General features: G+C 65.0%; 26 protein-coding genes. 13 read left to right on the top strand and 13 right to left on the bottom strand.

Annotated elements, in window-relative coordinates:
• The first annotated feature begins 1 nt into the window (after position 1).
• On the top strand, positions 2-1222 hold the full coding sequence (locus tag ACPRTJ_RS03035) for a hypothetical protein (RefSeq protein WP_426428017.1): 1221 nt from the start codon (positions 2-4) through the stop codon (positions 1220-1222).
• Here the strand turns inward: ACPRTJ_RS03035 and ACPRTJ_RS03030 are convergent.
• From ACPRTJ_RS03030 to ACPRTJ_RS03020, 3 genes are all read right to left on the bottom strand, one after another.
• Positions 1219-1584 carry a YgaP family membrane protein gene (locus ACPRTJ_RS03030; RefSeq protein ID WP_043864201.1) on the bottom strand — a complete coding sequence of 122 codons (366 nt, stop codon included), beginning with the start codon at positions 1582-1584 and terminating at the stop codon, positions 1219-1221. The two genes, ACPRTJ_RS03035 and ACPRTJ_RS03030, sit on opposite strands and share 4 nt — an antisense overlap.
• A 66-nt stretch (positions 1585-1650) precedes the next feature.
• The gene (locus ACPRTJ_RS03025) at positions 1651-2121 is read right to left on the bottom strand and encodes an RNA methyltransferase (RefSeq protein WP_043864200.1); all 471 of its coding nucleotides are present in this window, start codon (positions 2119-2121) and stop codon (positions 1651-1653) included.
• 65 nt (positions 2122-2186) lie between these two features.
• Positions 2187-2561 carry a YajD family HNH nuclease gene (locus tag ACPRTJ_RS03020; protein WP_043864199.1) on the bottom strand — a complete coding sequence of 125 codons (375 nt, stop codon included), beginning with the start codon at positions 2559-2561 and terminating at the stop codon, positions 2187-2189.
• A gap of 126 nt (positions 2562-2687) precedes the next feature.
• On the opposite strand from ACPRTJ_RS03020, the gene ACPRTJ_RS03015 reads away from it, so the two are divergent.
• Positions 2688-2966, top strand: a complete 279-nt coding sequence (locus ACPRTJ_RS03015) for a hypothetical protein (protein ID WP_043864198.1) — start codon at positions 2688-2690, stop codon at positions 2964-2966.
• Here ACPRTJ_RS03015 and ACPRTJ_RS03010 read toward each other — a convergent pair.
• A complete protein-coding gene (locus ACPRTJ_RS03010) occupies positions 2963-3436 on the bottom strand; it encodes a cyclic nucleotide-binding domain-containing protein (protein WP_088514493.1) in 474 nt (157 codons plus the stop codon). The genes ACPRTJ_RS03015 and ACPRTJ_RS03010 overlap by 4 nt on opposite strands.
• Positions 3437-3572: 136 nt before the next feature.
• Entirely contained in the window at positions 3573-5624 is a 2052-nt protein-coding gene (locus tag ACPRTJ_RS03005; protein WP_426428015.1) for a S9 family peptidase, read from the bottom strand.
• 84 nt (positions 5625-5708) lie between these two features.
• Between ACPRTJ_RS03005 and ACPRTJ_RS03000 the strand changes: the two genes are divergently transcribed.
• The 6 genes from ACPRTJ_RS03000 (at position 5709) to ACPRTJ_RS02975 (ending at position 9941) form a co-directional block, all read left to right on the top strand.
• Entirely contained in the window at positions 5709-6200 is a 492-nt protein-coding gene (locus tag ACPRTJ_RS03000; RefSeq protein ID WP_043864195.1) for a hypothetical protein, read from the top strand.
• A 24-nt stretch (positions 6201-6224) separates the two neighbouring features.
• Positions 6225-7001 carry a class II glutamine amidotransferase gene (locus tag ACPRTJ_RS02995; protein ID WP_043864194.1) on the top strand — a complete coding sequence of 259 codons (777 nt, stop codon included), beginning with the start codon at positions 6225-6227 and terminating at the stop codon, positions 6999-7001.
• 12 nt (positions 7002-7013) lie between these two features.
• Entirely contained in the window at positions 7014-7535 is a 522-nt protein-coding gene (locus ACPRTJ_RS02990) for a DUF2937 family protein (RefSeq protein WP_054914961.1), read from the top strand.
• A 71-nt stretch (positions 7536-7606) separates the two neighbouring features.
• Positions 7607-8332 carry a 5-oxoprolinase subunit PxpA gene (locus ACPRTJ_RS02985; RefSeq protein ID WP_213085899.1) on the top strand — a complete coding sequence of 242 codons (726 nt, stop codon included), beginning with the start codon at positions 7607-7609 and terminating at the stop codon, positions 8330-8332.
• Positions 8329-9024, top strand: coding sequence for a 5-oxoprolinase subunit PxpB (gene pxpB, locus ACPRTJ_RS02980; protein ID WP_196932132.1), 696 nt, complete (start codon positions 8329-8331; stop codon positions 9022-9024). The genes ACPRTJ_RS02985 and pxpB overlap by 4 nt, the downstream gene beginning before the upstream one ends.
• Positions 9021-9941 (top strand): biotin-dependent carboxyltransferase family protein, encoded by a 921-nt coding sequence (locus ACPRTJ_RS02975; RefSeq protein ID WP_043864190.1) that lies wholly within the window; start codon positions 9021-9023, stop codon positions 9939-9941. The genes pxpB and ACPRTJ_RS02975 overlap by 4 nt, the downstream gene beginning before the upstream one ends.
• Positions 9942-9981: 40 nt before the next feature.
• Here ACPRTJ_RS02975 and ACPRTJ_RS02970 read toward each other — a convergent pair whose 3' ends face one another.
• The 3 genes from ACPRTJ_RS02970 to ACPRTJ_RS02960 all read right to left on the bottom strand — a co-directional run bounded on the left by ACPRTJ_RS02970 (position 9982) and on the right by ACPRTJ_RS02960 (position 13276).
• Positions 9982-11160 carry a vWA domain-containing protein gene (locus ACPRTJ_RS02970; RefSeq protein WP_043864189.1) on the bottom strand — a complete coding sequence of 393 codons (1179 nt, stop codon included), beginning with the start codon at positions 11158-11160 and terminating at the stop codon, positions 9982-9984.
• An 18-nt stretch (positions 11161-11178) separates the two neighbouring features.
• On the bottom strand, positions 11179-12024 hold the full coding sequence (locus ACPRTJ_RS02965) for an AAA family ATPase (protein ID WP_043864188.1): 846 nt from the start codon (positions 12022-12024) through the stop codon (positions 11179-11181).
• A gap of 178 nt (positions 12025-12202) precedes the next feature.
• Complete coding sequence (locus ACPRTJ_RS02960) at positions 12203-13276, bottom strand: DUF748 domain-containing protein (RefSeq protein ID WP_258662354.1); 1074 nt, start codon at positions 13274-13276, stop codon at positions 12203-12205.
• A gap of 130 nt (positions 13277-13406) precedes the next feature.
• Between ACPRTJ_RS02960 and cysK the strand changes: the two genes are divergently transcribed.
• The 3 genes from cysK (at position 13407) to ACPRTJ_RS02945 (ending at position 16760) form a co-directional block, all read left to right on the top strand.
• On the top strand, positions 13407-14381 hold the full coding sequence (cysK, locus tag ACPRTJ_RS02955; RefSeq protein WP_043864186.1) for a cysteine synthase A: 975 nt from the start codon (positions 13407-13409) through the stop codon (positions 14379-14381).
• Positions 14382-14552: 171 nt separating this feature from the next.
• Positions 14553-15488: an aspartyl/asparaginyl beta-hydroxylase domain-containing protein gene (locus ACPRTJ_RS02950; protein ID WP_043864185.1), complete on the top strand. Its 936-nt coding sequence runs from the start codon at positions 14553-14555 to the stop codon at positions 15486-15488.
• A 372-nt stretch (positions 15489-15860) separates the two neighbouring features.
• Positions 15861-16760, top strand: a complete 900-nt coding sequence (locus ACPRTJ_RS02945) for a DMT family transporter (RefSeq protein WP_054914957.1) — start codon at positions 15861-15863, stop codon at positions 16758-16760.
• On the opposite strand, the gene ACPRTJ_RS02940 is transcribed toward ACPRTJ_RS02945, so the two are convergent.
• Complete coding sequence (locus tag ACPRTJ_RS02940) at positions 16742-17647, bottom strand: DMT family transporter (RefSeq protein ID WP_426428010.1); 906 nt, start codon at positions 17645-17647, stop codon at positions 16742-16744. The genes ACPRTJ_RS02945 and ACPRTJ_RS02940 overlap by 19 nt on opposite strands.
• Positions 17648-17892: 245 nt before the next feature.
• On the opposite strand from ACPRTJ_RS02940, the gene aceK reads away from it, so the two are divergent.
• Positions 17893-19614, top strand: a complete 1722-nt coding sequence (aceK, locus tag ACPRTJ_RS02935) for a bifunctional isocitrate dehydrogenase kinase/phosphatase (RefSeq protein ID WP_426428009.1) — start codon at positions 17893-17895, stop codon at positions 19612-19614.
• Between the two features lie 76 nt (positions 19615-19690).
• On the opposite strand, the gene ACPRTJ_RS02930 is transcribed toward aceK, so the two are convergent.
• Entirely contained in the window at positions 19691-20560 is an 870-nt protein-coding gene (locus ACPRTJ_RS02930; RefSeq protein ID WP_088514499.1) for a DUF6279 family lipoprotein, read from the bottom strand.
• A 105-nt stretch (positions 20561-20665) separates the two neighbouring features.
• On the opposite strand from ACPRTJ_RS02930, the gene ACPRTJ_RS02925 reads away from it, so the two are divergent.
• Positions 20666-21502: a CvfB family protein gene (locus ACPRTJ_RS02925; protein WP_043864180.1), complete on the top strand. Its 837-nt coding sequence runs from the start codon at positions 20666-20668 to the stop codon at positions 21500-21502.
• On the opposite strand, the gene ACPRTJ_RS02920 is transcribed toward ACPRTJ_RS02925, so the two are convergent.
• The 3 genes from ACPRTJ_RS02920 to ACPRTJ_RS02910 form a co-directional block, all read right to left on the bottom strand.
• Positions 21503-21886, bottom strand: coding sequence for a hypothetical protein (locus ACPRTJ_RS02920; protein WP_043864179.1), 384 nt, complete (start codon positions 21884-21886; stop codon positions 21503-21505). It lies immediately after the preceding gene.
• 132 nt (positions 21887-22018) lie between these two features.
• Positions 22019-22261 carry a hypothetical protein gene (locus tag ACPRTJ_RS02915; protein ID WP_426428007.1) on the bottom strand — a complete coding sequence of 81 codons (243 nt, stop codon included), beginning with the start codon at positions 22259-22261 and terminating at the stop codon, positions 22019-22021.
• Positions 22262-22265: 4 nt separating this feature from the next.
• Positions 22266-23483, bottom strand: coding sequence for a right-handed parallel beta-helix repeat-containing protein (locus ACPRTJ_RS02910; protein WP_426428005.1), 1218 nt, complete (start codon positions 23481-23483; stop codon positions 22266-22268).
• Positions 23484-23535 lie beyond the last annotated feature (52 nt).

Here is a 23535-nt window from a genome sequence, read left to right as displayed (position 1 = left end):
AATGGAGATACGTCGCTGTTTGCTGGGGGCTGCGCTGTTGCTGGCGAGCCATGGCGCCTGGGCGAAGAAGGTCGACCTGGATTACCACGTGCGCCTGTTGCCCCAGAGCGGGCAGGCCGAGGTGCGCCTGACCCTGGCCGACGGCGCAGCGGTGCGCAGCCTGGATTTCGACCTGGGCAAGGAAGCCGTCTACAGCGATTTCAAGGCCGATGGCGCCTGGCAGTTGCAGGCCGGAGCGCGCCGTGGCCTGTGGCAGCCGGAGGCGGGAGTGTCCAGCCTGAGCTACCGGGTACAGCTTAACCATGCCCTGAAGAACGCCGGCTACGACAGCCGCATCACTGCGCAATGGGCCTTGTTCCGGGGCGATGACCTGGTGCCTGCCGCGCGCCTCGACCAGCAGGACGGCACCGAGCTGATCGCGCGCCTGGTGTTCGAGTTGCCGGGCGACTGGAAGAGTGTCGAAACGCCCTGGCCGCGGATTGGCAAGCAGCGTTTCCGCATCGACAACCCTTCGCGGTTGTTCGACCGACCTACCGGCTGGATGCTCGCCGGCAACCTGGGCAGCCGGCGCACCCGTCTGGGCGAGACCGAGGTCACCGTCGCCGGGCCCCAGGGCCAGGGCCTGCGGCGCATGGACACCCTGACCCTGCTGACCTTCGTGTGGCCACAGCTGCAGAGCGTGTTTCCGCGCAACCCGCCCAAGCTGCTGCTGGTGGGCGCCCGCGACCAGTTGTGGCGCGGCACCCGGGCCGGCTACCACTCGATCTACCTCAACAGCAATCGCCCGTTGGTCAACGAGAACGGCAGCAGCCCGTTGTTGCGCGAACTGGTGCGGGTGTTCGCCCAGGTCAACGACCAGGAGCGCAGTGACTGGATTGGCGAGGGGCTGGCCGAGTACTACGGCATCGAACTGCTGCGCCGTGCCGGCGGCATCACCGAGGACCGCTACCAGGCGGTTCAGGCCCGGCTGGCCAGGCAAGGTGAAAAGGTCACCACGCTGCGCGGCGAGCAGATCACCGATGCGGGGGTGGCCCGTGCGGTGTTGCTGCTGCAGGCGCTGGACCGCGAGATCCGCCTGCACACGCATAACCAGCGTTCGCTGGACGACGTGACCCAGGGCCTGATGCGCCTCAACAGCGTCAGCACCGCGGAGTTCATCCAGCTCAGTGAAAACGTGCTGGGACGTGGCTCCGAGGTGCTGGACACCAAGCTGTTGCGTTAGGCCTTGGGGCTTTTGAGCGAGTCGTTGCCGGTGACCGTGGCGCTGTGGGTGGCCGCTTGCGCATTGGCCTTCAGCACGCTGAGCTCTTCACCGGTGCGTTCGATCTTGCTGCGGATCTGATCCAGGTCGCGGCGCCCGCGCTCGATCAGGCTCTTGGCCGAACTGTGTCCGGTGATGCCCCGGGCCAGCGCCACGCCGCCGATGGCGATCTGGATCAGGCCGAAGAAACCGCCGCGACGCAGTCCCTTGCCGACCATCACCACACCCGTGGCCAGGGAGCCAGCGCGCTCCCAGCCTTGCACGTTGTGTTCGGTCTTGCTCTGAAACGGTGTGGCCAGGGTCAGGGTCTTGTTCTGGGACATGGTCGTACTCCTGTGGGGGCATGGATAGTCAGCAGACCGCCAGGGCCGCCAGGACGTTCCCGCGGATTACTTGAATTTGGGCCCGGAGCGGGTGTTCAGGCCCTTGGCCATGCGGTCGTAGAGCACCACGTTGACGGTGGCAGCGAGGTTCATGCAGCCATTGGTCGGGATGTAGATGGTCTCTTCGCACCAGGCGCGCACGTCGGCATCCAGCGAGCCGTCTTCAGGGCCGAAGATGTAGATCGCGCGGTCGGGGTGAGTGTATTCGGGCAGCGGGCGGGCGCCCTCGACCAGTTCGACGGCAACCGGTGTGCAGCCCAGCGGGATGATCTTCTGCAGGTCGTCGATGCCGATCAGCGGGATGTCATAGTGCACCCGCTTGGTGTCGGTGACGAAGTCGCGGGCGCGCTCGTAGCGCTTGCCGGTGTAGAACACCGAGTTCACGCCATAGCAACCCGCCGCACGCATCACCGAACCGACGTTCTCCGCTGATTTGGGGTTGAACAGACCAATGCAGCTGTACCGTTTGTTCGCCACGTGCCGGGGCCCTTGAGAAAAAAGACGCGATTATACGGGCTTGCCGGCACGGGTGGGGCGCAGGGTCAGTCTTTCTTGAGCAGCCCGGCCAGCCCGGCGAACGGGTTATGGGTGGCCTTGGCGATGCTTGGGCTGGCGGTGGAGCCTTCGCTGAAGTACTGCTGGTCGGTGTAGCGCGAGTGCTCGTTGTCGTGGCAGTACAGGCACAGCAGTTCCCAGTTCGAACCGTCCTGGGGGTTGTTGTCGTGGTTGTGGTCGCGGTGGTGCACGGTCAGTTCGCTCAGGCGCTTGCCGGCGAATTCGCGGGCGCAGCGGCCGCACACGTGGGGGTACATGCGCAGGGCCTTGTCGCGGTAGCCCATTTCCTTGTCGCGCTTGGCATCGGCGAGGATGCGGTCCAGCCGCGCGGTGGCGGCGGCGGAAGAGGTTGCCGAACTCATGGTTGTACCTTTCTCGGGCTTGTTACGGTTATGCCGTGAAGTTTAGCGCCATGACGGGCATTTCGGACAGGCAAACCGCAGCGCTTGCGCGTAGCCTGTAGGCAGCACTCTCCAGGAGCCCGCCCCATGCGCCATGCGAGCATTGCCCTGCTGTTGATTGCCTGGCTCGGCCAGGCCCAGGCTGCGGACCTGCAGCCACGCACCCTCGCACCGGTACCGGGTGCACCGGGTACGCCCACGCCCACCCCTTACCCGCAGGTGGCCCCGTCGACCATCCCCCGTGCAGGGCAGGGCTCGTCGGGTGCGCCGCTGTTGCCGCCGATTCCCTTGCCCAGCCCGCCGAAGGACCAGCCGCTGCCAGGGCTTGCGCCGGATGCCGGCAAGGACAAACCGCGCGAGGGCTAGACCTGCTGCGAGAGACGCTGGCCGTCGAGCATGCGCAGGCGACGCGACAGTGCCACGGCCAGGGCGCGGATGATCTTGGCGGCCACCTTGGGCGTTTCGTTGAGCATTTTTTCCAGTGAGTCCTTGCCCAGGTTGAGCAGTTGACAGTCGCTGGCGGCCACGCAGCTGGCCGATCGGCGTTCGCCGTCCAGCACGGCCATCTCGCCAAAGGCGCGGCCCTTGCGCAGGGTGGCGATCTCCACCTGATGCTCGTCGGGGTCGGTCTTGCGTACCGATACCTGGCCCGAGTGGATGATGCACATGAAGGTGCCGGCATCGCCTTCGTGGAAGATTTCCTCGCCCTGGGCGATGGTGCTGATGCTGAAGTAGCCGGCAGCGGTCTGAAAGTCAGGCGGCAGCAGTTGGTCGAACAGGCCGCAGTCCATGAGCATGTCGCGAATTTCGTTGTTCAGGGAGGTCGGGTCGGGCATCGCGGTTGGTCTTTTTCTTGGAGGTTTGTGGTGTCTGGTTTTCGCCGTCGAGGCCGGCTCCTGCAATGTCCAGTGCATAGCTTGCAGGAGCCGGCCTTGCCGGCGAATTGCTGATTCAGACAACAGAAATCCTGAATTACACCAGGCCCAGCACTTTAAATACGAACGCGTACTCCAGTGCCACGTCCTTGAGCCCCTGGTAGCGCCCGCTCATGCCGCCATGCCCGGCGCCCAGCTCGGTCTTGAGCAGCAGCAGGTTGTCATCGGTCTTGTGCACGCGCAGCTTGGCCACCCACTTGGCCGCCTCCCAGTACTGCACGCGGCTGTCGTTGTAACCGGCCACCACCAGCAGGGCAGGGTAGGCCTGGGCCTTCACGTTCTCGTAGGGCGCATACGCCTTGATGCGCGCGTGCACCTCGGGCTCCTGCGGGTTGCCCCACTCGTCATACTCGGTGACGGTCAGCGGCAGATCGGGGTCGAGCATGGTGTTGAGCACGTCGACGAACGGCACCTCGGCAATCGCCGCCTTGAACAGCTCGGGACGCTGGTTGAGCACCGCGCCGATCAGCAGCCCGCCGGCACTGCCGCCACTGATCGCCAGGTGCTCGGCATCGGTCACGCCGGTGGCGATCAGGTGTTCGGCGCAGGCGATGAAGTCGCTGAAGGTGTTGGGCTTGTGCTCCTGCTTGCCGGCCCGGTACCAGGCCTCGCCCAGTTCGCCGCCGCCGCGCACGTGGGCAATGGCGAAGGCCACGCCGCGCTCCAGCAGGCTCAGGCGCGCATGGGAAAACCACGGGTCCAGGCTTTCGCCGTAGGCACCGTAGCCGTACAGGTACAGCGGCACCGGCTTGCCGAGGTCCTCACGGCGCTGAACCAGGCTGATCGGTACCTGCGTGCCGTCGCCGGCGGTGGCCCACAGGCGCTGGCTGACGTAGGCGTCGGGGTCGAACGGGCCGAGCACCGGGGTCTGCTTGAGCACCTGCTGCTGACCATCGGCAAGCGTCAGCTGGCGTACCTGCGCAGGGCGGTTCAGCGCCTCGTAGCGCAGGCGGATGCGTGGGCTGTCGAACTCCAGGCTGTCCTGCACGTACAGGCTGTAGGCTGCATCCGGCAGCTCGACGCGGTAGGCGGGCAGGCCGTGGGGGCGCACCTCGATGATCGGCAGGCCGCCCTCGCGCAGGCTCAGGGTCAGGGCGCTGGCGTTCAGGGTCAGCCCCTCGAGCATCACGGTGTCGCGGTGCGGCACCAGTACCTGCCACTGCTCGTGGGTTGGCAGGGTGTCGGCCGGGCCGTGGAACAGGGCGAAATTGATGCCTTGCTGGTTGCTGCGGATGAACCAGTGCCAGTGGCCGTTCAACTGGCCATGGTCAGGGTAGTACTCATGGCCTTCGACCCGTGGTGCCAGGCAGGTGAACGCCTGTTCCGGGGTGTGCGCATCCAGTACCCAGGCCTCGCTGGTGGTCTTGCTGTTGAGCAGCAGGATCAGCTGGCGCTCGGAGCTGGCGCGGTAGCAGTGCAGGAAGAAGCGACCGTCGGCCTCCTCGAACACCTGCACCGCCCCTTGGGTGCCCAGGCGATGACGCATCAGCCGGTGCGGGCGGTGGGTGTCGTCCAGTTCGGCGAAGAACAGCGTCTGGCTGTCGTTGGCCCAGGTCATGCTGCCGTCGCAGTCTTCGAACGGCAGCTGTTCGACCGCGCCGCTGGCCAGGTCCTTGACGTACAGGGTGTAGACCTCGTCGCCGCTGGTATCCAGGCTGTAGGCCAGGCGCTGGTGGTCGGGGCTGATGTTGAAGGCGCCCAGGCTGAGGAAGCCGCCGGCGGCCAGCAGGTTGGGGTCCAGCAGCAGCTCTTCGCGGCTTTCATCGACCGTCGGCGAATCGTCGGCCGGGCGTGGGCAGCGGTAATGACGCGGGTACTCGTCGCCGGCGGTGGTGCGGGTGTAGTAAAGGTAGGGGCCCCAGGGCGAGGCCAGCGACAGGTCGGTTTCGAGAATGCGGCCACGGATCTCTTCGAACAGCTGCTCGCGCAACCCGGCCTGGTCGGCCAGTTGCGCCTCCTGATAGGCGTTTTCCGCGTTCAGGTAGGCCAGCACCTCGGGAGTGTTCCGGGCCTGCAACCAGGCATAGGGATCGGTGCCGGCATCCTGGCGGGCGATCGGGGCTTGGGGGGCGTTGGCAGCTGCGGACATGCGGGGTTCTCTTTGCTGGGGCGCGCCTGCGCGCTGAAAAGTCGTTATCATAAGCATCTATTTGCCTAGCTTGCCACGGACGCCATGACCGAGAACGATTATCTGCTCGCCTGGGGACTCTATGCCCTGGCCGCCCTGGGTTGCCTGCTGGTGGGCTTTCGCCTGACCGCGTGGATGTGGCGCTGGTTGCGCGAGCCGCTGCGGGTGATCATGGCAGTGCTGCTGCTGACCCCGACCATCATCGACCCGGTGAAGGAGAAGTTCGCCCCGGCCATTGCCATCACTGCCCTGGACCTGGCCTTCAAGGTCGGCAACAACGTGCTGCGCGCCGCGTCCGACCTGGCCATGTACGGCATGATCGCGTTCATCCTGTATGGCGTGTTCGTGCTGCTGCGCTGGCCGCTGGAGCGCCGTGCCAAGGCCCGCCGCGCCGCTGCCGAAGCCGCCGCCAGGCGCGATGCCGACGAGCCGCTGGACGACCAGCCGTTCGCCGCCGACAGCCGTGACCGCTACCGCAGCGAACCCCCTGAAGCACCCGCCGGCGGCAGCCGCGAGCGCCTCGAACCGCGTTTGTAAGATCCGCCCTGGAGCGACCCCTGCATGTGTGAATTACTGGGCATGAGCGCCAATGTCCCTACCGATATCGTGTTCAGCTTCACCGGGCTGATGCAGCGTGGCGGACGTACCGGGCCGCACCGTGACGGCTGGGGCATCGGCTTCTATGAAGGCCGTGGCCTGCGCCTGTTCCAGGACCCGGCGGCCAGCTGCGAGTCGGAAGTCGCCAACCTGGTGCAGCGTTATCCGATCAAGAGCGAGGTGGTCATCGGCCACATTCGCCAGGCCAACGTGGGCAAGGTGTGCCTGTCCAACACCCACCCGTTCGTGCGCGAACTGTGGGGGCGCAACTGGTGCTTCGCACACAACGGCCAGCTGGGCGACTTCCAGGGGCAACGCACCTTCTACCGCCCGGTGGGCGATACCGACAGCGAGGCCGCCTTCTGCGACCTGCTCAACCGCATCCGCGAGGCATTCCCCGAACCGGTCGAGGTCGAAGAGCTGATCCCGGTGCTGGTGCAGGCCTGCGCCGAGTTCCGTGGCAAGGGCGTGTTCAACTGCCTGCTCAGCGATGGCGACTGGCTGTTCTGCTTCTGTTCGACCAAGCTGGTACACATCACCCGGCGCGCACCGTTCGGCCCGGCGCGGCTCAAGGACGTGGACATGATCGTCGACTTCCAGGCCGAGACCACGCCCAACGACGTGGTCACCGTCATTGCCACCGAGGCCTTGACCGAGGACGAGATCTGGCACCGCTACGAGCCTGGCCAGTGGGGCCTGTGGCGGCGCGGTGAATGCATTGCCCAGGGTCAGGCCAGCTAAGGATCAGCCTTCATGTTCAGAAGTTACCTGCGTTTGCTGTTGTTTACCTTCGGCCTGCTGGTCGGTGTGCAGATCCCCGGGCTGATCAACGATTACACCCAGCGGGTCGAGGCGCACCTGCTCGAATCGCGCGAGGGCCTCAAGGGCTTCAATCAGACCGCGCAGCGCTTTTTCAATGGCGACCTGCAGGCGCTGGTACGTCACTACCGTGCCAGCGACGACCCGGTGTTCAACAGCGATGCCGACAGCATCGACAGCCTGGTGGCGCGCAATCGCCTGCTCGAAGAAGAGTGGCAGACCCTGCAGCGCCCGTGGCTGGTACGCACCTGGCACGTACTGGTGGCGGCCGACCCGGCCTTGCGCGAGGAAACCCTCAAGGGCTACAGCTACCAGATCCTGCTGGCGCCCGAGGCGATGGCCTGGGGCCTGGCCAGCGCCATGCTGCTGGCACTGGTGATCGAGAGCCTGCTGATGCTGATCGGCTGGGCGATCCTCGGCGGTCGGCGCAAGCCGGTGGAGCCGAGCTGGCGCTAGACGGCCTCCGGGCCGCCCCCCCACCCGACACAGGAGCAACGCGCGTGAGCCGCCTGCTACTCAATTGCGACATGGGTGAAAGTTTCGGCAGCTGGAGCATGGGGCTGGATGCCGAAGTGATGCCCTTTATCGATTGCGCCAACATCGCCTGCGGTTTTCATGCTGGCGACCCGGGCATCATGCGCGCCACCGTGGCGCTGGCCGTGGCCGGGGGCGTGCTGGTGGGGGCGCACCCGGCGTACCAGGACCTGGCCGGTTTCGGGCGCCGCTCGATGGCCTGCAGCAATGAAGAGATTCGCGACCTGCTGCATTACCAGATCGGCGCGCTGGACGGTATCTGCCGTACCCAGAAGACCCAGGTGGCCTACGTCAAACCCCACGGCGCGCTGTACAACGACATGATGGCCGAGCCGGGCAAGCTGCGTGCGGTGATCGAGGCGGTGGCCGCCTACGACCGCAGCCTGCCGCTGATGCTGATGGCCACGGCCGACAATCGCGCGGCCCAGGCACTGGGTGACGAATATGGCGTCACGTTGTGGTTCGAGGCCTTTGCCGACCGTGCCTACGACCCCGCCGGACGCCTGCTGTCGCGGCGCCTGCCCGGTGCCGTGCACCACGACCCGGCCCTGATCGTCGAGCAGGCCCTGCGCCTGGCACGGGGCGAACCGCTGGTTGCCAGTGATGGCAGCGCACTGCGCCTGCAGGCCCATACGCTGTGTGTGCATGGCGACAATGCCAGCTCGGTGGCTGCGGTGCGGCAGATTCGTCAGGCTCTCGATGCGCAGGCGGCGCCATGAAGTGGCGCGTCGAGGTGGTTGCTGTCGATTGCCTGATGGTGCGCCTGTTCGATGCGATCGACGAGTCCAACATGCCCTGGATGCTCGCTGCCACTCAGCGTCTGCGTGCAGCCTTTGCGGCGCAGCTGATCGATCTGGTGCCGTCGTACACCACCGTGATGGTGCATTTCGACCTGTCGCCCACCCAGGCCCGCGAGCGTATCGCGCAGGCGCTCGAAGGTCTTCGCCCCGACGAGGGCGGGGCAGGGCAGCGCCACGACATTCCGGTGTGGTACGACCCCAGCGTCGGGCCCGAGCTGGCCTTGCTGGCGCAGCGCAGCGGCGACTCCGTGGCGGGGGTGATCCGCCGCCACAGCGCGCGCGAGTACCAGGTGTTCGCCCTGGGCTTCGCCCCGGGTTTCGCGTTCATGGGGCTGGTCGAGGAGGCGCTGGCCGCGCCGCGCCTGGCCACCCCGCGCAAGCGCGTGGCAGCCGGCAGTGTGGGCATCGCCGAGCGCCAGACGGCGGCCTACCCGGCGGTGTCGCCCGGGGGCTGGAACCTGATCGGGCGTACCCCCAGCCGCCTGTTCGATCGCCAGCGCGAGGGCTACAGCCTGCTGCAGCCGGGCGACCGGGTGCGCTTCGTGGCGGTGGAGCATGCCGAATTCCTTGCACTCGGCGGCGACGACACGCCCCTGCAGGTGTCGCCGTGAGCCGCTTGCTGATCGAGGCCAGCACGCCGCTGTGCCTGTTGCAGGATGCCGGGCGCTTTGGCGTGCGCCACCTGGGCGTGACCCAGGGCGGTGGTCTGGACTGGGTATCGATGCGCTGGGCCAACTGGCTGCTGGGCAATGCACCGCAGGCGGCGGTGGTGGAGATCACCCTGGGCGGGCTGACGCTGGTGGCCGAGCAGGCGTGCTGCCTGGCACTGGCCGGTGCTGACCTGGGCGCACGGCTCGACGACCAGCCGCTGGCGCCGTGGCGCAGTTTCGTGATGGCCAAGGGGCAGCGCCTGCAGTTCACCCAGCCGCTGCAGGGTGTGCGGGCCTACCTGGCGGCGCCAGGGGGATTCGCTGCGCCGCAGGTGCTGGGCAGTTGCGCTACGGTGGTGCGCGAGGAGCTGGGCGGGCTGACGGGACTGGGCAGGGCATTGGCCCGAGGCGAGTGCCTGGGCTACGCCGGCAACGCGCCGGGTGTGCGTGAGGTGCCCGAAGGGCTTCGACCCGTGCCTGGTACCTGCACCGTGCTGGACCTGGTGATGGGGGCGCAGATCGGCGAGTTTGCCGGGCAGAGTCTGTTCGATGCCTTCAACCGCGACTGGACCCTGGACACCCGCGCCGACCGCATGGGCATGCGCCTGCTGGGCCCGGCGTTGCAGTATCAGGGGCAGCCGATGATCTCGGAGGGGATACCGCTGGGCGCGGTGCAGGTACCGCCGGATGGGCAGCCGATCGTGTTGCTCAATGATCGGCAGACGATTGGCGGCTATCCGCGACTGGGGGCGCTGACCCCGCTGGCGCTGGCTGGCCTGGCGCAGTTGCTGCCGGGGCGTGTGGTGCGGTTGCGGGCCGTGGTGCAGGAGATGGCATGGCGAGAGCAGCAGGTTTATCTGCAGAGGTTTGCCGACTGACAGGGCCTCTTCGCCGGCAAGGCCGGCGAAGGGCTCACCGCTACTTGGACAGAAACCGCATCCCTTCCTCCAGCCCGCGCAAGGTCAGCGGGAACATCCGGTCCTCGACCAGCTCGCGCACGATGTTGGTCGAAGCGGTATAGCCCCAGGTGTCCTTGGGGTAGGGGTTTATCCAGATCAGCTTCTTGTACTTCTCCATGAAGCGGCGCATCCACACATACCCGGCTTCCTCGTTCCAGTGCTCCACGCTGCCACCGGGCTGGGTGATCTCGTAGGGCGCCATGGCCGCATCGCCAACGAACACCACCTTGTAGTCGGCGCCGTACTTGTGCAGCAGGTCCATGGTCGAGGTGCGCTCGGAGGTGCGGCGCAGGTTGTTCTTCCACACCGACTCGTACACGAAGTTGTGGAAGTAGTAGTACTCCAGGTGCTTGAACTCGGTCTTGCAGGCCGAAAACAGCTCTTCGCAGATCTTCACGTGGGCGTCCATCGAACCGCCGATGTCGAACAGCAGCAGCAACTTCACGCTGTTGCGCCGCTCCGGACGCATCTGGATATTGAGCAGCCCGGCATCGCGCGCGGTGTGGTCGATGGTGCCGTCGATATCCAGCTCTTCGGCCGCGCCCTGACGGGCGAACTTGCGCAGCCGGCGCAAGGCCAGCTTGATGTTGCGCGTACCCAGTTCCACCCCGTCGTCAAGGTTCTTGTACTCGCGCTGGTCCCATACCTTGACCGCCTTGCCCTGGCGCTTGCCGGCATCGCCCACGCGAATGCCCTCGGGGTTGAAGCCGCCCGAGCCGAACGGGCTGGTACCGCCGGTACCGATCCACTTGTTGCCGCCGGCATGGCGTTCCTTCTGTTCTTCCAGGCGTTTCTTGAACGCTTCGATCAGCTTGTCCAGACCGCCCAGGGACTGGATCTGCGCACGCTCTTCATCCGTCAGGGAACGCTCGAATTCCTTGCGCAGCCAGTCTTCGGGGATCAGCGCCTCCAGGTGGTGGTCGAGGTTTTCAAGGCCCTTGAAGTAGGCCGAGAAGGCCCGGTCGAACTTGTCGAAGTGGCGCTCGTCCTTGACCAGGATGGCGCGCGCCAAATAGTAGAACTCGTCCATGTCGGCGAAGATCACCCGCTGCTTCAAGGCATTGAGCAGGTCGAGTAACTCGCGTACCGACACCGGCACCTTGGCCGCGCGCATTTCATTGAACAGGTTCAGCAGCATGGCAATGACCCCGTTGGCTCAGCGGTTGCCGCGCCGGCTCATGAACGCCAGGCGCTCCAGCAACTGCACGTCCTGCTCGTTCTTGACCAGCGCACCGGCCAGCGGCGGGATGGCCTTGGTCGGGTCGCGCTCGCGCAATACCGCTTCGCCGATGTTGTCGGCCATCAGCAGCTTGAGCCAGTCGACCAGCTCGGAGGTGGAGGGTTTTTTCTTCAGGCCCGGCACCTTGCGCACGTCGAAGAACACGTCCAGCGCCTCGCTGACCAGGTCCTGCTTGATGTTGGGGTAGTGCACGTCGACGATCTGCTGCAGCGTGGCGCGATCGGGGAAGGCGATGTAGTGGAAGAAGCAGCGACGCAGGAAGGCGTCGGGCAGTTCCTTCTCGTTGTTGGAGGTAATGATGATGATCGGACGCTGTTTGGCCTTGATGGTCTCGTCGATCTCGTAGACGTAGAACTCCATCTTGTCGAGTTCCTGCAGCAGGTCGTTGGGGAACTCGATGTCGGCCTTGTCGATTTCGTCGATCAGCAGGATGACCCGCTCCTCGGCTTCGAAGGCCTCCCACAACTTGCCCTTTTTCAGGTAGTTGCGCACGTCGTGCACCTTGTCCACGCCCAGCTGCGAGTCGCGCAGGCGGCTGACCGCATCGTACTCGTAGAGGCCCTGGTGGGCCTTGGTGGTGGACTTGATGTGCCAGGTGATCAGCTTGGCACCGAAGGCTTCGGCCAGTTGCTCGGCGAGCATGGTCTTGCCGGTGCCGGGTTCGCCCTTGACCAGCAGCGGGCGCTCCAGGGTGATCGCCGCGTTGACGGCCAGTTTCAGGTCATCTGTGGCGACGTATGCGCTGGTGCCTTCGAACTTCATGTACCGATCCTCAAAAAATGGTCATGCGGTGACTATCATGCGACGACTATAACGCGGGGCTTGCGTGGCTGTGAACGCGGACGGGGTATTCAGTCTGTGGATGATTGGTCATGGAACCGGGGTGGCAGGCCTGGCCTCGTCGCTGGCTTGCCAGCGAAAGGGCCAGTACCGCGATGGATCAGTCAGCTTTCGGCGGCCCCTGTTCATACCGCGCATTGAATGCCTGCACGAAGCCGTTGCGCAGAATCTGCAAAAACGCCTCGAACGCGCTGATATCGCTGTGATGCACGCTGCCGCTGAGCTCCACGCGCGTGGCGAACTGGTTCTTGCGCTGGTTCTTGAGCACCGTTTCGGTACCGCCCACCAGGGCTTCCCAGATCGAGCGCAGAAACCCCTTGTCCTTGTTGTCCACGTCCTGCTGCCAGTTGAACACTTCGACATCGCGCAACAACGGCTTGATGTAGCCCTTGAGCTGGCCCTTGTTCGCCTCGGCCTCGATCACCACGTCGCCGTGCCCGGCATTGAAGTCGAACTTGCCGTAGGCGCTGGCAAAGTCGTTCATCTGGCGCAGCTGGATGCCGGTGGCGCGCAGGCGGAACTGGAAGTCCTCGAAGTTGCTCAGCGGGTCGAAGGTGGCCGTGCTTTCCACCCGCGCGTCGCCCAGCAGCCGGGCCTTGCCCTCGAAGCGGGCGTCGCGCTTGCCTTCGACGTCCACCACGTTGGTCAGGTTGTAGACGCTGGCGTTGAGCTGGGTCGCTTCAAGGCTGACCGGCGGTTTGGAATTGAAGTTGCGAAAGGTCAGGGTGCCGTCGTCTATGCGCAGCTCGTTGAGGGTGATCGGCAGCAGCTTGCTCAGCTGCGCGCGCCAGTCGGTGCCCTTACCGGTCTGCGACGCCTGGGTGTTGCCGCCATCGACGAAGTTCAGTTTCGGGCGCAGGAAGGTCACTTCGGCCACCACGGCATGGTCGTACCACAGTGAATGCCAGCTCACCGACAGGTCGATCAGCGGCGCCTCCAGAAACGGCACCGGCACCTTGCCCGTGGTCTTGACGATGGTCAGACCGTTGATCTTGTAGGCACCCCGCCACAATGCCAGGTCGACATCGGTGACCTGGCCGCGGTAGTCGCCCATGTCGGCGAGCTTTTCGTTCAAGTAGTTGCGTACCAGGATCGGCAGCGTCAGGTGCAGGGCCAGCAGCAACAGTGCAATGCCCAGCAGCCCCCACAGGGGCCAGCGGTAGCGGCGTTTCATCGGCGTGGGTTCCGTGATTGAGGATGATCGGTTGACCGCCGCACGGGCGCATCGGTTCGTTCGGGGTGGACGCACCGCAGGGGCAGGCATACCCTTGAAGTTTTCGCACGGTGCCAAAAGGACCCAAGCCATGAGCCGTATCTTCGCTGACAACGCGCACTCCATCGGCAACACGCCGCTGGTGCAGATCAACCGCATCGCCCCGCGGGGCGTGACCATCCTGGCCAAGATCGAGGGGCGCAACCCCGGCTATTCGGTCAAGTGCCGGATCGGCGCGAACATGATCTGGGACGCCGAAAGCAGCGGCCGGCTCAAGCCGGGCATGACCATCGTCGAGCCGACCTCGGGCAACACCGGTATCGGCCTGGCCTTCGTGGCCGCTGCGCGCGGCTACAAGCTGATGCTGACCATGCCGGCCTCGATGAGCATCGAGCGGCGCAAGGTACTCAAGGCGCTGGGCGCCGAGCTGGTGCTGACCGAGCCTGCCAAGGGCATGAAGGGCGCGATCGAGAAAGCCGCCGAAATCGTAGCCAGCGACCCGGCCACCTACTTCATGCCGGCGCAGTTCGACAACCCGGCCAACCCGGCCATTCACGAGAAGACCACCGGTCCGGAAATCTGGAACGACACCGACGGCGGGGTCGACGTGCTGGTTGCCGGCGTGGGCACCGGCGGCACCATCACCGGTGTGTCGCGCTACATCAAGAACACCCAGGGCAAGCCGATTCTTTCGGTGGCGGTCGAGCCGCTGGTGTCTCCGGTGATCACCCAGGCCCTGGCCGGCCAGGAAATCAAGCCCAACCCGCACAAGATCCAGGGCATCGGCGCAGGTTTCGTACCCAACAACCTGGACCTGTCGATGGTCGACCAGGTCGAGCTGGCCAGCGACGAGGAGTCCAAGGCCATGGCCCTTCGCCTGATGCAGGAGGAAGGCATCCTGTGCGGTATCTCCTGTGGCGCGGCGATGGCCGTGGCGGTACGCCTGGCCGAAAAGCCGGAAATGCAGGGCAAGACCATCGTGGTGATCCTGCCCGACTCGGGCGAGCGCTACCTGTCGAGCATGCTCTTCAGCGACCTGTTCACCGAGCAGGAAAACCAGCAGTAACCACCGCCAGGCTCCACCGAGGCTGATCCGCCTCAATGTTCGGCGCACTGCGTTGTTGCACAATTGCCAACACTGAATGTCCGGCCCCGGTTGTTTTTACCGGGGCCGGATCGGTTTATCATGTCCGATTATCCGGCAGCGATGGCCTGATCGAAATTCAAGGAGTGTTGCATGACCTTTTCCTTTGTCGCCAAGGCAGGTGTACTGCTGCTGTTCTTCGGCAGCACCCTGTACGTGCACCTGCGCGGCAAGGCGCGTTTGCCCGTGTTGCGCCAGTTCGTCAACCATTCGGCGCTGTTCGCCCCCTATAACGCCCTTATGTACCTGTTTTCCGGGGTGCCTTCCAAGCCCTACCTGGACCGTAGTCGCTTCCCCGAGCTGGACGTGCTCAAGGACAACTGGCAGGTGATCCGCGAGGAGGCCATGCACCTGTTCGACGAGGGCTACATCCGCGCCGCCGAAAAAGACAACGATGCCGGCTTCGGTTCGTTCTTCAAGAAGGGTTGGAAGCGCTTCTACCTGAAGTGGTACGACAAGGCGCTGCCATCGGCCGAGGCGCTGTGCCCCCGCACCGTCGAGCTGGTCAACAGCATCCCCAACGTCAAGGGCGCGATGTTCGCCCTGCTGCCGGGCGGCAGCCACCTGAACCCGCACCGCGACCCGTTCGGCGGCTCGCTGCGCTATCACCTGGGGCTGTCCACGCCGAACTCGGACGACTGCCGCATCTATGTCGACGGCCAGGTGTACGCCTGGCGCGATGGCGAAGACGTGATGTTCGATGAAACCTACGTGCACTGGGTGAAGAACGAAACCGAGACCACCCGGGTGATCCTGTTCTGCGATATCGAGCGACCGCTGACCAGCCCGCTGATGACCCGCATCAACCGCAAGGTCAGTGCCTTCCTGGGCCGGGCCACCGCGCCGCAGAACACCGACGACGAGCGCGTGGGCGGCATCAACCAGGCGTATGCCTGGAGCAAACGCTTCAGTACCGTGATCAGCAGCCGGGTCAAGACCTTCAAGCGCGCCAACCCCAAGGCCTACCGCGTGCTGCGCCCGGTGCTGGCGGTGCTGGTTGCTTACCTGCTGTACCGCTGGCTGTTCTGACCACACTCGGTGCAAGGTTGGCCCCTGCCGGGGCGGGCCTTGCACCGTGTCGCGAGTGTGGCTATATTCACCCACAGTTCACCTCACCGAAGACCTGCACATGCCAGCTTCCCGCCCCGCCACCGTATTCGCTACCGCGCCCGACGCGGTCGTGGTCGTGCGTGGGTCCCAGCAGCCGGTCATGATCAGTCACTACCCACCACCTGTCAGTAGCCCCGTGGCGTGCGTTGTCGCACCACCCGGCGTGGTTGTAGTGCTGGGCTGAGCGGCCACTGGCTGCGCCCCCACCACACCTGAACCCTACTGAATACGGCCGGCTGCACCGCGCAGCTCGACCGTTCGGCTTACTTGCCCGAATACAGGTGGCATTTCATGTCAGTTATCTCGAAACAATCCGTGGCCTCGGCGGCCACCACCAGCCTGTTCGTCCTGCTCTGGAGCAGCGGCGCCATCGTCTCCAAGCTCGGCCTGGCGCAGGCCTCGCCCTTTGCCTTTCTGCTGATCCGCTTTGCGATTGCCTTTGTCGGCCTGCTGCTGCTCGGCCCGTTGCTGCGCCTGCACTGGCCACGCGGTCGCGGCCCGTTGCTGCAAGCCATCGCCACCGGCTGCGTGCTGCTCGGTGCCTACCAGATCTTCTACCTGCTGGCGCTGGACCTGAAGGTGACGCCCGGCATCATGGCCACCGTGATGGGCGTGCAGCCGATCCTCACGGTGGTGCTGATGGAGCGCAAGCGTTCGTTCAGCCGGTTGTTCGGCCTGAGCCTGGGGCTGATCGGGCTGGTGATGGTGGTGTACCAGGGCATCGGCCTGGGCGGCATCTCGCTGGCGGGCATGCTGTTCGCGCTGCTGGCGCTGGCCAGCATGACGTTCGGCTCGATCATGCAGAAGCGCATCACCAGCAACCCGGTGGGCACGCTGCCCTTGCAGTACCTGGCGGGGCTGCTGATGTGCGCGCTGTTTGCACCGTTCCAGCCGCTGGCGGTCAACCCCAATGCCAGCTTTGTGTTCTCGGTGCTATGGATGGGCCTGGTGGTGTCGTTGCTGGCGACCTTGCTGCTGTACCGGCTGATCGCCAAGGGCAACCTGGTCAATGTCACCAGCCTGTTCTACCTGGTGCCGGCGGTGACGGCGGTGATGGACTACCTGATCTTCGGCAATCGCCTGGCGGCCTTGAGCCTGCTGGGCATGGGCTTGATCGTGGTGGGCCTGCTGTTCGTGTTCCGCAAGCCCGCGACCAAGCCTGACACGGTGGATCAGTCGCTGGCCAGCTGACGGGCCTGGCGGGCCGGCTTGAGCACCAGCCACAAGGCCACGGCAATCAGCAGCCCGCCATACAGGTGCGCCATCGACAGGGGCTCGTCCAGCAGCCACGCGCCCCACAGCACGCCGAAGGCCGGGATCATGAAGGTCACGGTGGTGGATTTTACCGGGCCGATTTCGCTGATCAGGCGAAAGTACAGGATGTAGGCGAAGGCGGTGCACAACAGGCCCAGCCCCAGCAGCGACAACCACACCTGCCAGCCGCCCCAGCTGGCAGGTGGCTGGGTGATCACGCTGAAGCTGAACAGCGGCAGCAACAGCAAGGTGGCGCCCATCATGCTGCCCAGCGCCGACAGGCGACTGTCCAGGCCGCCCTGCTGGTCGAGCCAGCGCCGCGCCAGATACCCCGAGAAGCCATAGCAGGTGGTGGCCGCCAGACACGAGAGGGCGCCCTGCATGAGCCTGGCGTCGAAGGCCACCGGCCCCGCACCACTGAGAATCCCGACCCCGAACAGGCCCAGGAATATGCCGCCCAGCTTGGGCAGGGTCATGGCCTCGCGAAAGAACAGCGCGCCGATCAGCACGCCCATCAGCGGCGTGGTGGCGTTGAAGATCGCCGAGTAGCCGGCGGGCAGCACCTGTGCGGCCACCGAGTAGAGCGTTGCGGGTATTCCCGAGTTGATCATGCCCAGAAACAGGCAGGCCTTGAGTTTGCCCTGGAAGTCCCAGCGCACGCGCAGCAGGGCGAGAATCACCAGCAACCCGGCGCAGGCGATTGAGACGCGAAAGAAGGCGGTGGGCAGGGTGCCCAGCACCGGCGCAATGATGCGCATGAACAGAAAACTGGCCCCCCACACGGCAGCGAGAATCAACAGTCGGGTGATGGCGATGGGGCTCACGGGGGTTCTCCGGGTAACAGGGGCAGGGGCGGGAGTTTACGGTAAAAGCCAGGGTGGGCTCTCTCGCTTTCTTGCGGTGTCAATTCGGGCGCTTTCGCCAGCACCGCTGGCTCATGCTGTGGGGGCGGTATCTGTAGGAGCCGGCCTTGCCGGCGAAGGGCGCGAAACGGTTCCTAAGTAGGCTATCGCAGCCTTGCGTGACTGGCTAAGCTCAGGTCTTTGAAATTCCCGCAGAGGTCTTACCCATGCCCCAACAATGGCCGGCCGCCGCCATCGCCCGGATGATTCTCGATGGCTTCGACAGCTACCGTGAGCACTTTCGCCAGATCACCGACGGGGCACGCCAACGCTTCGAGCTCGCGCAATGGCAGCAGATCCAGACGGCCTCGGCGGCACGTATCAATCTCTACGAGGAAAAGGTCAGCGAGGTCAGCGGCTGGCTGGCCGGCGCTTTCGAGCCCGAGGTTCTGCTGGATGCGACGTTCTGGCCGCTGGTCAAGAGCGCCTACATCAGCCTGATCGACCCGCGGCTGGACGATGAGCTTTCCGAAACCTGGTACAACTCGATTTTCTGCAGCCTGTTCAGCCATGACCTGATCAGCGACGGCTGCATGTTCATCCATACCACGCGCCCGGCACTGCGCGCCTATGAGCGCGCCGCGCAGACCCGCACCTACCGCCCCCAGGGCGGGCTGGGCGAGATGCTCGCGCAGGTCTTCGCCGACTACGCCTTCGCGGTGCCCTTCGCCGACCTGCCTGGTGATCTGGCGCGCCTGGAGGCGCAGTTGCGCGAGAACCTGCCCGATTGGGTGTGCAAGGACCCGCAACTGCAGGTGGAGCTGTTTTCCTCGGTGCTCTATCGCAACAAGGGGGCCTACCTGGTGGGCCGGCTGTTCACCCACGATGAACAGTGGCCGCTGGTGATTCCGCTGCTGCACCACGAAGGCCACGGCATCGAAATCGATGCGCTGATCACCGATGAAGCCGATGTGTCGATCATCTTCTCGTTCACTCGCTCGTACTTCATGGTCGATGTGCCGGTGCCGGCCGAGTTCGTGGGCTTTCTCAAGCGCATCCTGCCGGGCAAGCACATCGCCGAGCTGTACACCTCCATCGGTTTCTACAAGCACGGCAAGTCCGAGTTCTACCGGGCGCTGATCAATCATCTGGCCAGTACCGATGACCGCTTCATCATGGCCCCCGGCGTGCGCGGCATGGTCATGAGCGTGTTCACCCTGCCGGGCTTCAACACCGTGTTCAAGATCATCAAGGACCGCTTCTCGCCGTCCAAGAGTGTCGACCGCGCCACGGTCATCGAGAAGTATCGCCTGGTAAAGAGCGTCGACCGCGTGGGGCGCATGGCCGATACCCAGGAGTTCGCCGACTTTCGCTTCCCGCTGGGCAAGTTCGAGCCCGAGTGCCTGGCCGAGTTGCTGGAAGTGGCGCCGTCGACCGTGGTGGTGGAGGGCGACACGGTGCTTATCCGCCACTGCTGGACCGAGCGGCGCATGACCCCGCTGAACCTGTACCTGGAAAACGCCAACGAGGCCCAGGTGCGCGAGGCGCTGGAGGACTACGGGCTGGCGATCAAGCAATTGGCGGCGGCGAACATCTTCCCCGGCGACATGCTGCTGAAGAACTTTGGCGTTACCCGGCATGGGCGGGTGGTGTTCTATGACTACGACGAGATCTGCTTTCTGACCGAAGCCAACTTCCGCTATATCCCGCCGCCGCGGTTCCCCGAGGACGAGATGGCCAGCGAGCCGTGGTACTCGATCGGGCCGCTGGACGTGTTCCCCGAGGAGTTCCCGCCGTTCCTGTTTGCCGACATCGGTCAGCGGCGGCTGTTCAGCCAGTTGCATGGCGAGTTGTATGACGCCGATTACTGGAAGGGGCTGCAGGCGGCGATACGGGAGGGGAAGGTGATCGATGTGTTCCCGTACCGGCGCAAGTGCCGGGAGAACTGAGCAGCTTCGCCGGCCTTGCCGGCGCCAAGGGGAAGCGCGTCGCGCCTGTAGGAGCCGGCCTTGCCGGCGAATCGGTTCAGGATTGCAGGCACTTGAGCTTGCTGAAGTCCTGCTGCACCTTGGCCAGCCTGCCCTGCAGGTGCTGACGTTGCTGCTCGCTGCTCTGCGCCATCAGGTCCACCAGCAGGCTGCGCGCCTCCTGTTCGGTACGCTGGTAGGCCATGCGGTACTCCGGCGTCCACAGGCTTTCGCGCTGCTTGAGCAGTTGTTCCAGCCTTGGTTCGAATGCCTCGCTGCGCCGTTGCTCCATCGCCGCGCTGAACTGCGCCTGCCAGTGTGCGCGGTTGGCGATCCACTGACGGTTCTGTTCGCCCAACGCCTGTGACCACTGCGCCACGCGCAGGCGCTGCTGCGGGTTCAGTTCGCCCAGCCATGGCGTCAGGCGTTTTTCCATGCGCTGCTGGCGCTGCTCGATCTGCCTGGCCAGCGGCGTCTTCACGTACTTGGCCTCGCGCTCGCGAATGTCTTCGGCAAACGCCTCGCGCATATCGCTGACCTGTTCGTCGTCCATGCCGCGCAGCAGCTGCGTGGCCGACGGCATGATCTGGTCGGCCACCTCGGCGATGGCCTGCTTGGCCTGCTCGGTGCGCAGCCTTAGCTGCGCGTCGGTGACCTCGTTGTGCGCGACCATCTGTCGAATATCGCCCAGCCATGTCAGATAGCCCGGCAGCTGTGTACGACAATGCCATGCCAGGTGCGCCTTGAGTCGTTCGTCCAGCCAGCCTTTCTGCTGGCGATTCATGCTCAGGTAGTCGCTCAGCGACCAGGGCACCAGTACATCGAGGTTGCGGTAGGCGAGGTCCATGCGGTTGCAGCCGACCAGCAGCAGCGTCGACAGCACCAGCAGCGAAAGGCAGCGAAACAACGTGGACAGGCAGGCATCCATGGGTGCATATCCTTGCAGGGGCGTGCTTGTGTTTATAGAACAACGGCGCGCCTGGCGGTTCCCGTAGCGTGTAGAATGCCAGCCTCGCAACGAGGATTTCAGCAAATGGCTTTAGTTGGGCGTTACAACACTTTGCAAGTGGTCAAGCACACGGATTTCGGTCTGTACCTGGACGGCGGGGCGGACGGCGAGATCCTGCTGCCCAACCGTTACATCCCCAAGGACACGCCCACCGAGGTCGAGGACTGGCTCAACGTCTTCGTCTACCTCGACAGCGAAGACAAGCTGATCGCCACTACCGAGAAGACCAAACTGCAGGTGGGCGAGTTCGCCAGCCTCAAGGTGGTGGAAATCAACAGCATCGGCATCTTCCTCGACTGGGGCCTGCCCAAGGACCTGTTGATGCCGTACTCCGAAGAAAAACGCCAGATGAAGGCGGGCGAGTACTGCGTGGTGCATGCTTACCTCGACAAGCGCACCCGGCGCATCACCGCCACCGCGCGCCTGGACCGCTACCTCGACAAGCTGCCGGCCAACTACAGCGTGGGCCAGGAAGTCGACCTGCTGGTGGTCGAGGAAACCCCGATGGGGTTCAAGGCCATCATCAACAACAAGCACTGGGGCCTGATCCACAAGAACGAAGTGTTCAAGTTCTTGCGTTCGGGCAAGCAGGAGAAGGGCTACATCAAGGAGCTGCGCAGCGACGGCAAGATCGCCCTGAGCCTGCAGCCGGTCGGCCAGGCCCTGGCCAGCACGCTGAACGACAAGATCCTCGACAAGCTCAAGGCCGCCAACGGCGTGCTGCCGGTCAGCGACAAGAGCGACCCGCAGGTGATCAGCGACCTGTTCGGGGTGAGCAAGGGCAACTTCAAGAAAGCGATCGGCGCCCTGTACAAGGACGGGCGCATCGTGATTCACGCCGACCGCATCGAACTGGTCTGATCAGACCTGCACGAAGGCGGCAAAACTCAGGTTTTCGCCGCCCGGACGCAAGTCCTGCAGCAGCGAGTCGCGGTCGGCGCTCAGCGCCAGGCTGATGGTCGAGCGACGCTTGCCCGGCTTGCGTACTTCCATCTTCTCCAGGTGCGCACGCAGGAAGTTGACCGGCACCTTGAGGTGCTGCAACTGGTCGGTCTCCGGGGTGTAGAGCAGCAGGTTGACCCAGTCGGCCACGCTCTTGGGCAGCACCAGCTTCACCGGCACATCGAACCACCACAGGCTGCGCTTGGTATCGAGCACGGCAAACAGGGTGTTGTCGCTGTTGAGCACAGGGCGTTCCAGCGCCTGGTTGCGACGGGCGATGGCGGTGGGTTTGTCGAGTTTCATGCAGGTTCCTACGGGTGACGCTTGAAAGGTCGGCCATTGTGCTGGGATTGCGCTGAAAACTAAAGCGGGGCCTGCTGACAGGGCCGACCATTTGCAGACAATCCCTGCCGACGAATGGCCGCCCCGCGGTCCTCAGCGCGCCAGCGCCTTGCTCAACTCCGAGGTGGCCCCGTCGGACCGGGTGACCGTCGCGGTGAACGCCTGCAGCCCATCTGCTTGCGGCAATACATACTCGAACTGCGCCTGACCCTTGGCATCCGTCGCCACCATCACTTCGCCCAGATACTGCTCCGCTTCACCGGCCTTTGAGTCAGCATTGCCGAACACCTCCACCCGCAACAGGCTGTCGGGCTCGCCACTCACCTGGCCCAGCAAGCGATCACCTTTGACTGCCTTGAGCAGCGGGGCCGCCTGATCGTGATTGGGTACCGGCTGGCAACCCTGCGGTGCGGCCTTGTCGGTGCAGATGATCGCCCGGTTGGTGCCCGACGGGTCGACACCGATGCCGCGCGAACCCACATAGATCGCATGCTCCAGCGCCGGCACCGAAAACACGATGGCACCGGTGCGCTGATCGGGCACGCACGAACCGCCCGCTTCGCAGCGCCGGATATCCTGGCTGTTGTTCCAGATGCGGTTGGCGGTCAGGCGGTTGCTGGTGGAGGTCGGCTCCGGGCGCAGCGCCACGCCGATGCGGTTGCCGTGGATCAGGTTGCCATCGAGGATGTTGCCCGCACCGCTGACGCTCACGCCGATGGAGTTGCCGGTAAAGGTGTTGGCCCCAGTTGATCTGCAGGCCGTCGGAATAGTCCTCGAAGCGGTTGCGCACCACCGTGTTGTCATTGCCCCACAGGATCTCGATGCCCTGGGAGGGCTCCGCGTTGGCCGGGGTGGAGCGAAACAGGTTGTCGGCCACCAGGTTGAACGCCGCGCCGCGGGTCAGCTCCAGGCCGTCGCCGTTGTCCACCAGCTGGTTGCGCAGCACCTTGTTGTTCACCGTGGTGGTGGCGGTCGAATTGCCCTGGCCGTCGTCGCCGGTCAGCATGATGCCGGCGCCACCCTTGTTGGCGGTGATGCGGTTGTCCTGGATGATGGTGTGGCTGGCGCGGTTGACCAGGATGCCGATGCAGAAATTACGCACATCCAGGCCGGAAATCTCCACGCCCTGGGTATCGCGTATCACCAGCCCCGGGCCGGTGGTGGTGCGCACATTGGTGCCGAACTGTCCGGGCACGGCGCCAGGGCATGCGCGCGTGCCGTTGCCGACGATATAGGCCGAACCGTCGATGGCGATGTACTCGCCGCTGCGCTTCCAGGCCGCACCTTCGAGGCTGACCGGGCCGAGAATCGGCGGCAGGGCCGAAGCGGGCTTGATCACGTAGGGCGGCTGGCCGACCGGGCGGATCTCGATCCGGTAGGTGCCGGGCGCCTGGTTGTTGCGCTCGATGGCCCAGCGCAGGCTGCCGGGCTGTTCGTCGTCGGCATAGCGATCGACCACCAGGGTGGTCAGGGCGGCGGGCTGTACGGCAGGTGCTGCGTGCAGGGCATGGGCAGGTACGGCCAGCAGCAGGGCTGTCAGCAAGGGGGAGATACGCATGGGTAGTGATCGCTGTGTCTGTTGTTTTTATCGCGCCCGGGCTGCAGGGCGC

The sequence above is a fragment of the Pseudomonas palmensis genome, assembly GCF_049942755.1.
Taxonomy (GTDB): Bacteria; Pseudomonadota; Gammaproteobacteria; order Pseudomonadales; family Pseudomonadaceae; genus Aquipseudomonas; species Aquipseudomonas palmensis.
This window is presented reverse-complemented; position numbering and strand designations above follow the sequence as displayed.

Coding starts and splice junctions, on each gene's coding strand:
- ACPRTJ_RS02920 (WP_043864179.1), bottom strand. CDS start 21,886: ATGAAACTCGACAAACCCACCGCCATCGCCCGTCGCAACCAGGCGCTG.
- ACPRTJ_RS02960 (WP_258662354.1), bottom strand. CDS start 13,276: ATGAAACGCCGCTACCGCTGGCCCCTGTGGGGGCTGCTGGGCATTGCA.
- ACPRTJ_RS03000 (WP_043864195.1), top strand. CDS start 5,709: ATGACCGAGAACGATTATCTGCTCGCCTGGGGACTCTATGCCCTGGCC.
- ACPRTJ_RS02965 (WP_043864188.1), bottom strand. CDS start 12,024: ATGAAGTTCGAAGGCACCAGCGCATACGTCGCCACAGATGACCTGAAA.
- ACPRTJ_RS02945 (WP_054914957.1), top strand. CDS start 15,861: ATGTCAGTTATCTCGAAACAATCCGTGGCCTCGGCGGCCACCACCAGC.
- aceK (WP_426428009.1), top strand. CDS start 17,893: ATGCCCCAACAATGGCCGGCCGCCGCCATCGCCCGGATGATTCTCGAT.
- ACPRTJ_RS02950 (WP_043864185.1), top strand. CDS start 14,553: ATGACCTTTTCCTTTGTCGCCAAGGCAGGTGTACTGCTGCTGTTCTTC.
- ACPRTJ_RS03020 (WP_043864199.1), bottom strand. CDS start 2,561: ATGAGTTCGGCAACCTCTTCCGCCGCCGCCACCGCGCGGCTGGACCGC.
- cysK (WP_043864186.1), top strand. CDS start 13,407: ATGAGCCGTATCTTCGCTGACAACGCGCACTCCATCGGCAACACGCCG.
- ACPRTJ_RS02910 (WP_426428005.1), bottom strand. CDS start 23,483: ATGCGTATCTCCCCCTTGCTGACAGCCCTGCTGCTGGCCGTACCTGCC.
- ACPRTJ_RS03010 (WP_088514493.1), bottom strand. CDS start 3,436: ATGCCCGACCCGACCTCCCTGAACAACGAAATTCGCGACATGCTCATG.
- ACPRTJ_RS02995 (WP_043864194.1), top strand. CDS start 6,225: ATGTGTGAATTACTGGGCATGAGCGCCAATGTCCCTACCGATATCGTG.
- ACPRTJ_RS02985 (WP_213085899.1), top strand. CDS start 7,607: ATGGGTGAAAGTTTCGGCAGCTGGAGCATGGGGCTGGATGCCGAAGTG.
- pxpB (WP_196932132.1), top strand. CDS start 8,329: ATGAAGTGGCGCGTCGAGGTGGTTGCTGTCGATTGCCTGATGGTGCGC.
- ACPRTJ_RS02925 (WP_043864180.1), top strand. CDS start 20,666: ATGGCTTTAGTTGGGCGTTACAACACTTTGCAAGTGGTCAAGCACACG.
- ACPRTJ_RS02930 (WP_088514499.1), bottom strand. CDS start 20,560: ATGGATGCCTGCCTGTCCACGTTGTTTCGCTGCCTTTCGCTGCTGGTG.
- ACPRTJ_RS03005 (WP_426428015.1), bottom strand. CDS start 5,624: ATGTCCGCAGCTGCCAACGCCCCCCAAGCCCCGATCGCCCGCCAGGAT.
- ACPRTJ_RS03015 (WP_043864198.1), top strand. CDS start 2,688: ATGCGCCATGCGAGCATTGCCCTGCTGTTGATTGCCTGGCTCGGCCAG.
- ACPRTJ_RS03030 (WP_043864201.1), bottom strand. CDS start 1,584: ATGTCCCAGAACAAGACCCTGACCCTGGCCACACCGTTTCAGAGCAAG.
- ACPRTJ_RS02970 (WP_043864189.1), bottom strand. CDS start 11,160: ATGCTGCTGAACCTGTTCAATGAAATGCGCGCGGCCAAGGTGCCGGTG.
- ACPRTJ_RS03035 (WP_426428017.1), top strand. CDS start 2: ATGGAGATACGTCGCTGTTTGCTGGGGGCTGCGCTGTTGCTGGCGAGC.
- ACPRTJ_RS02990 (WP_054914961.1), top strand. CDS start 7,014: ATGTTCAGAAGTTACCTGCGTTTGCTGTTGTTTACCTTCGGCCTGCTG.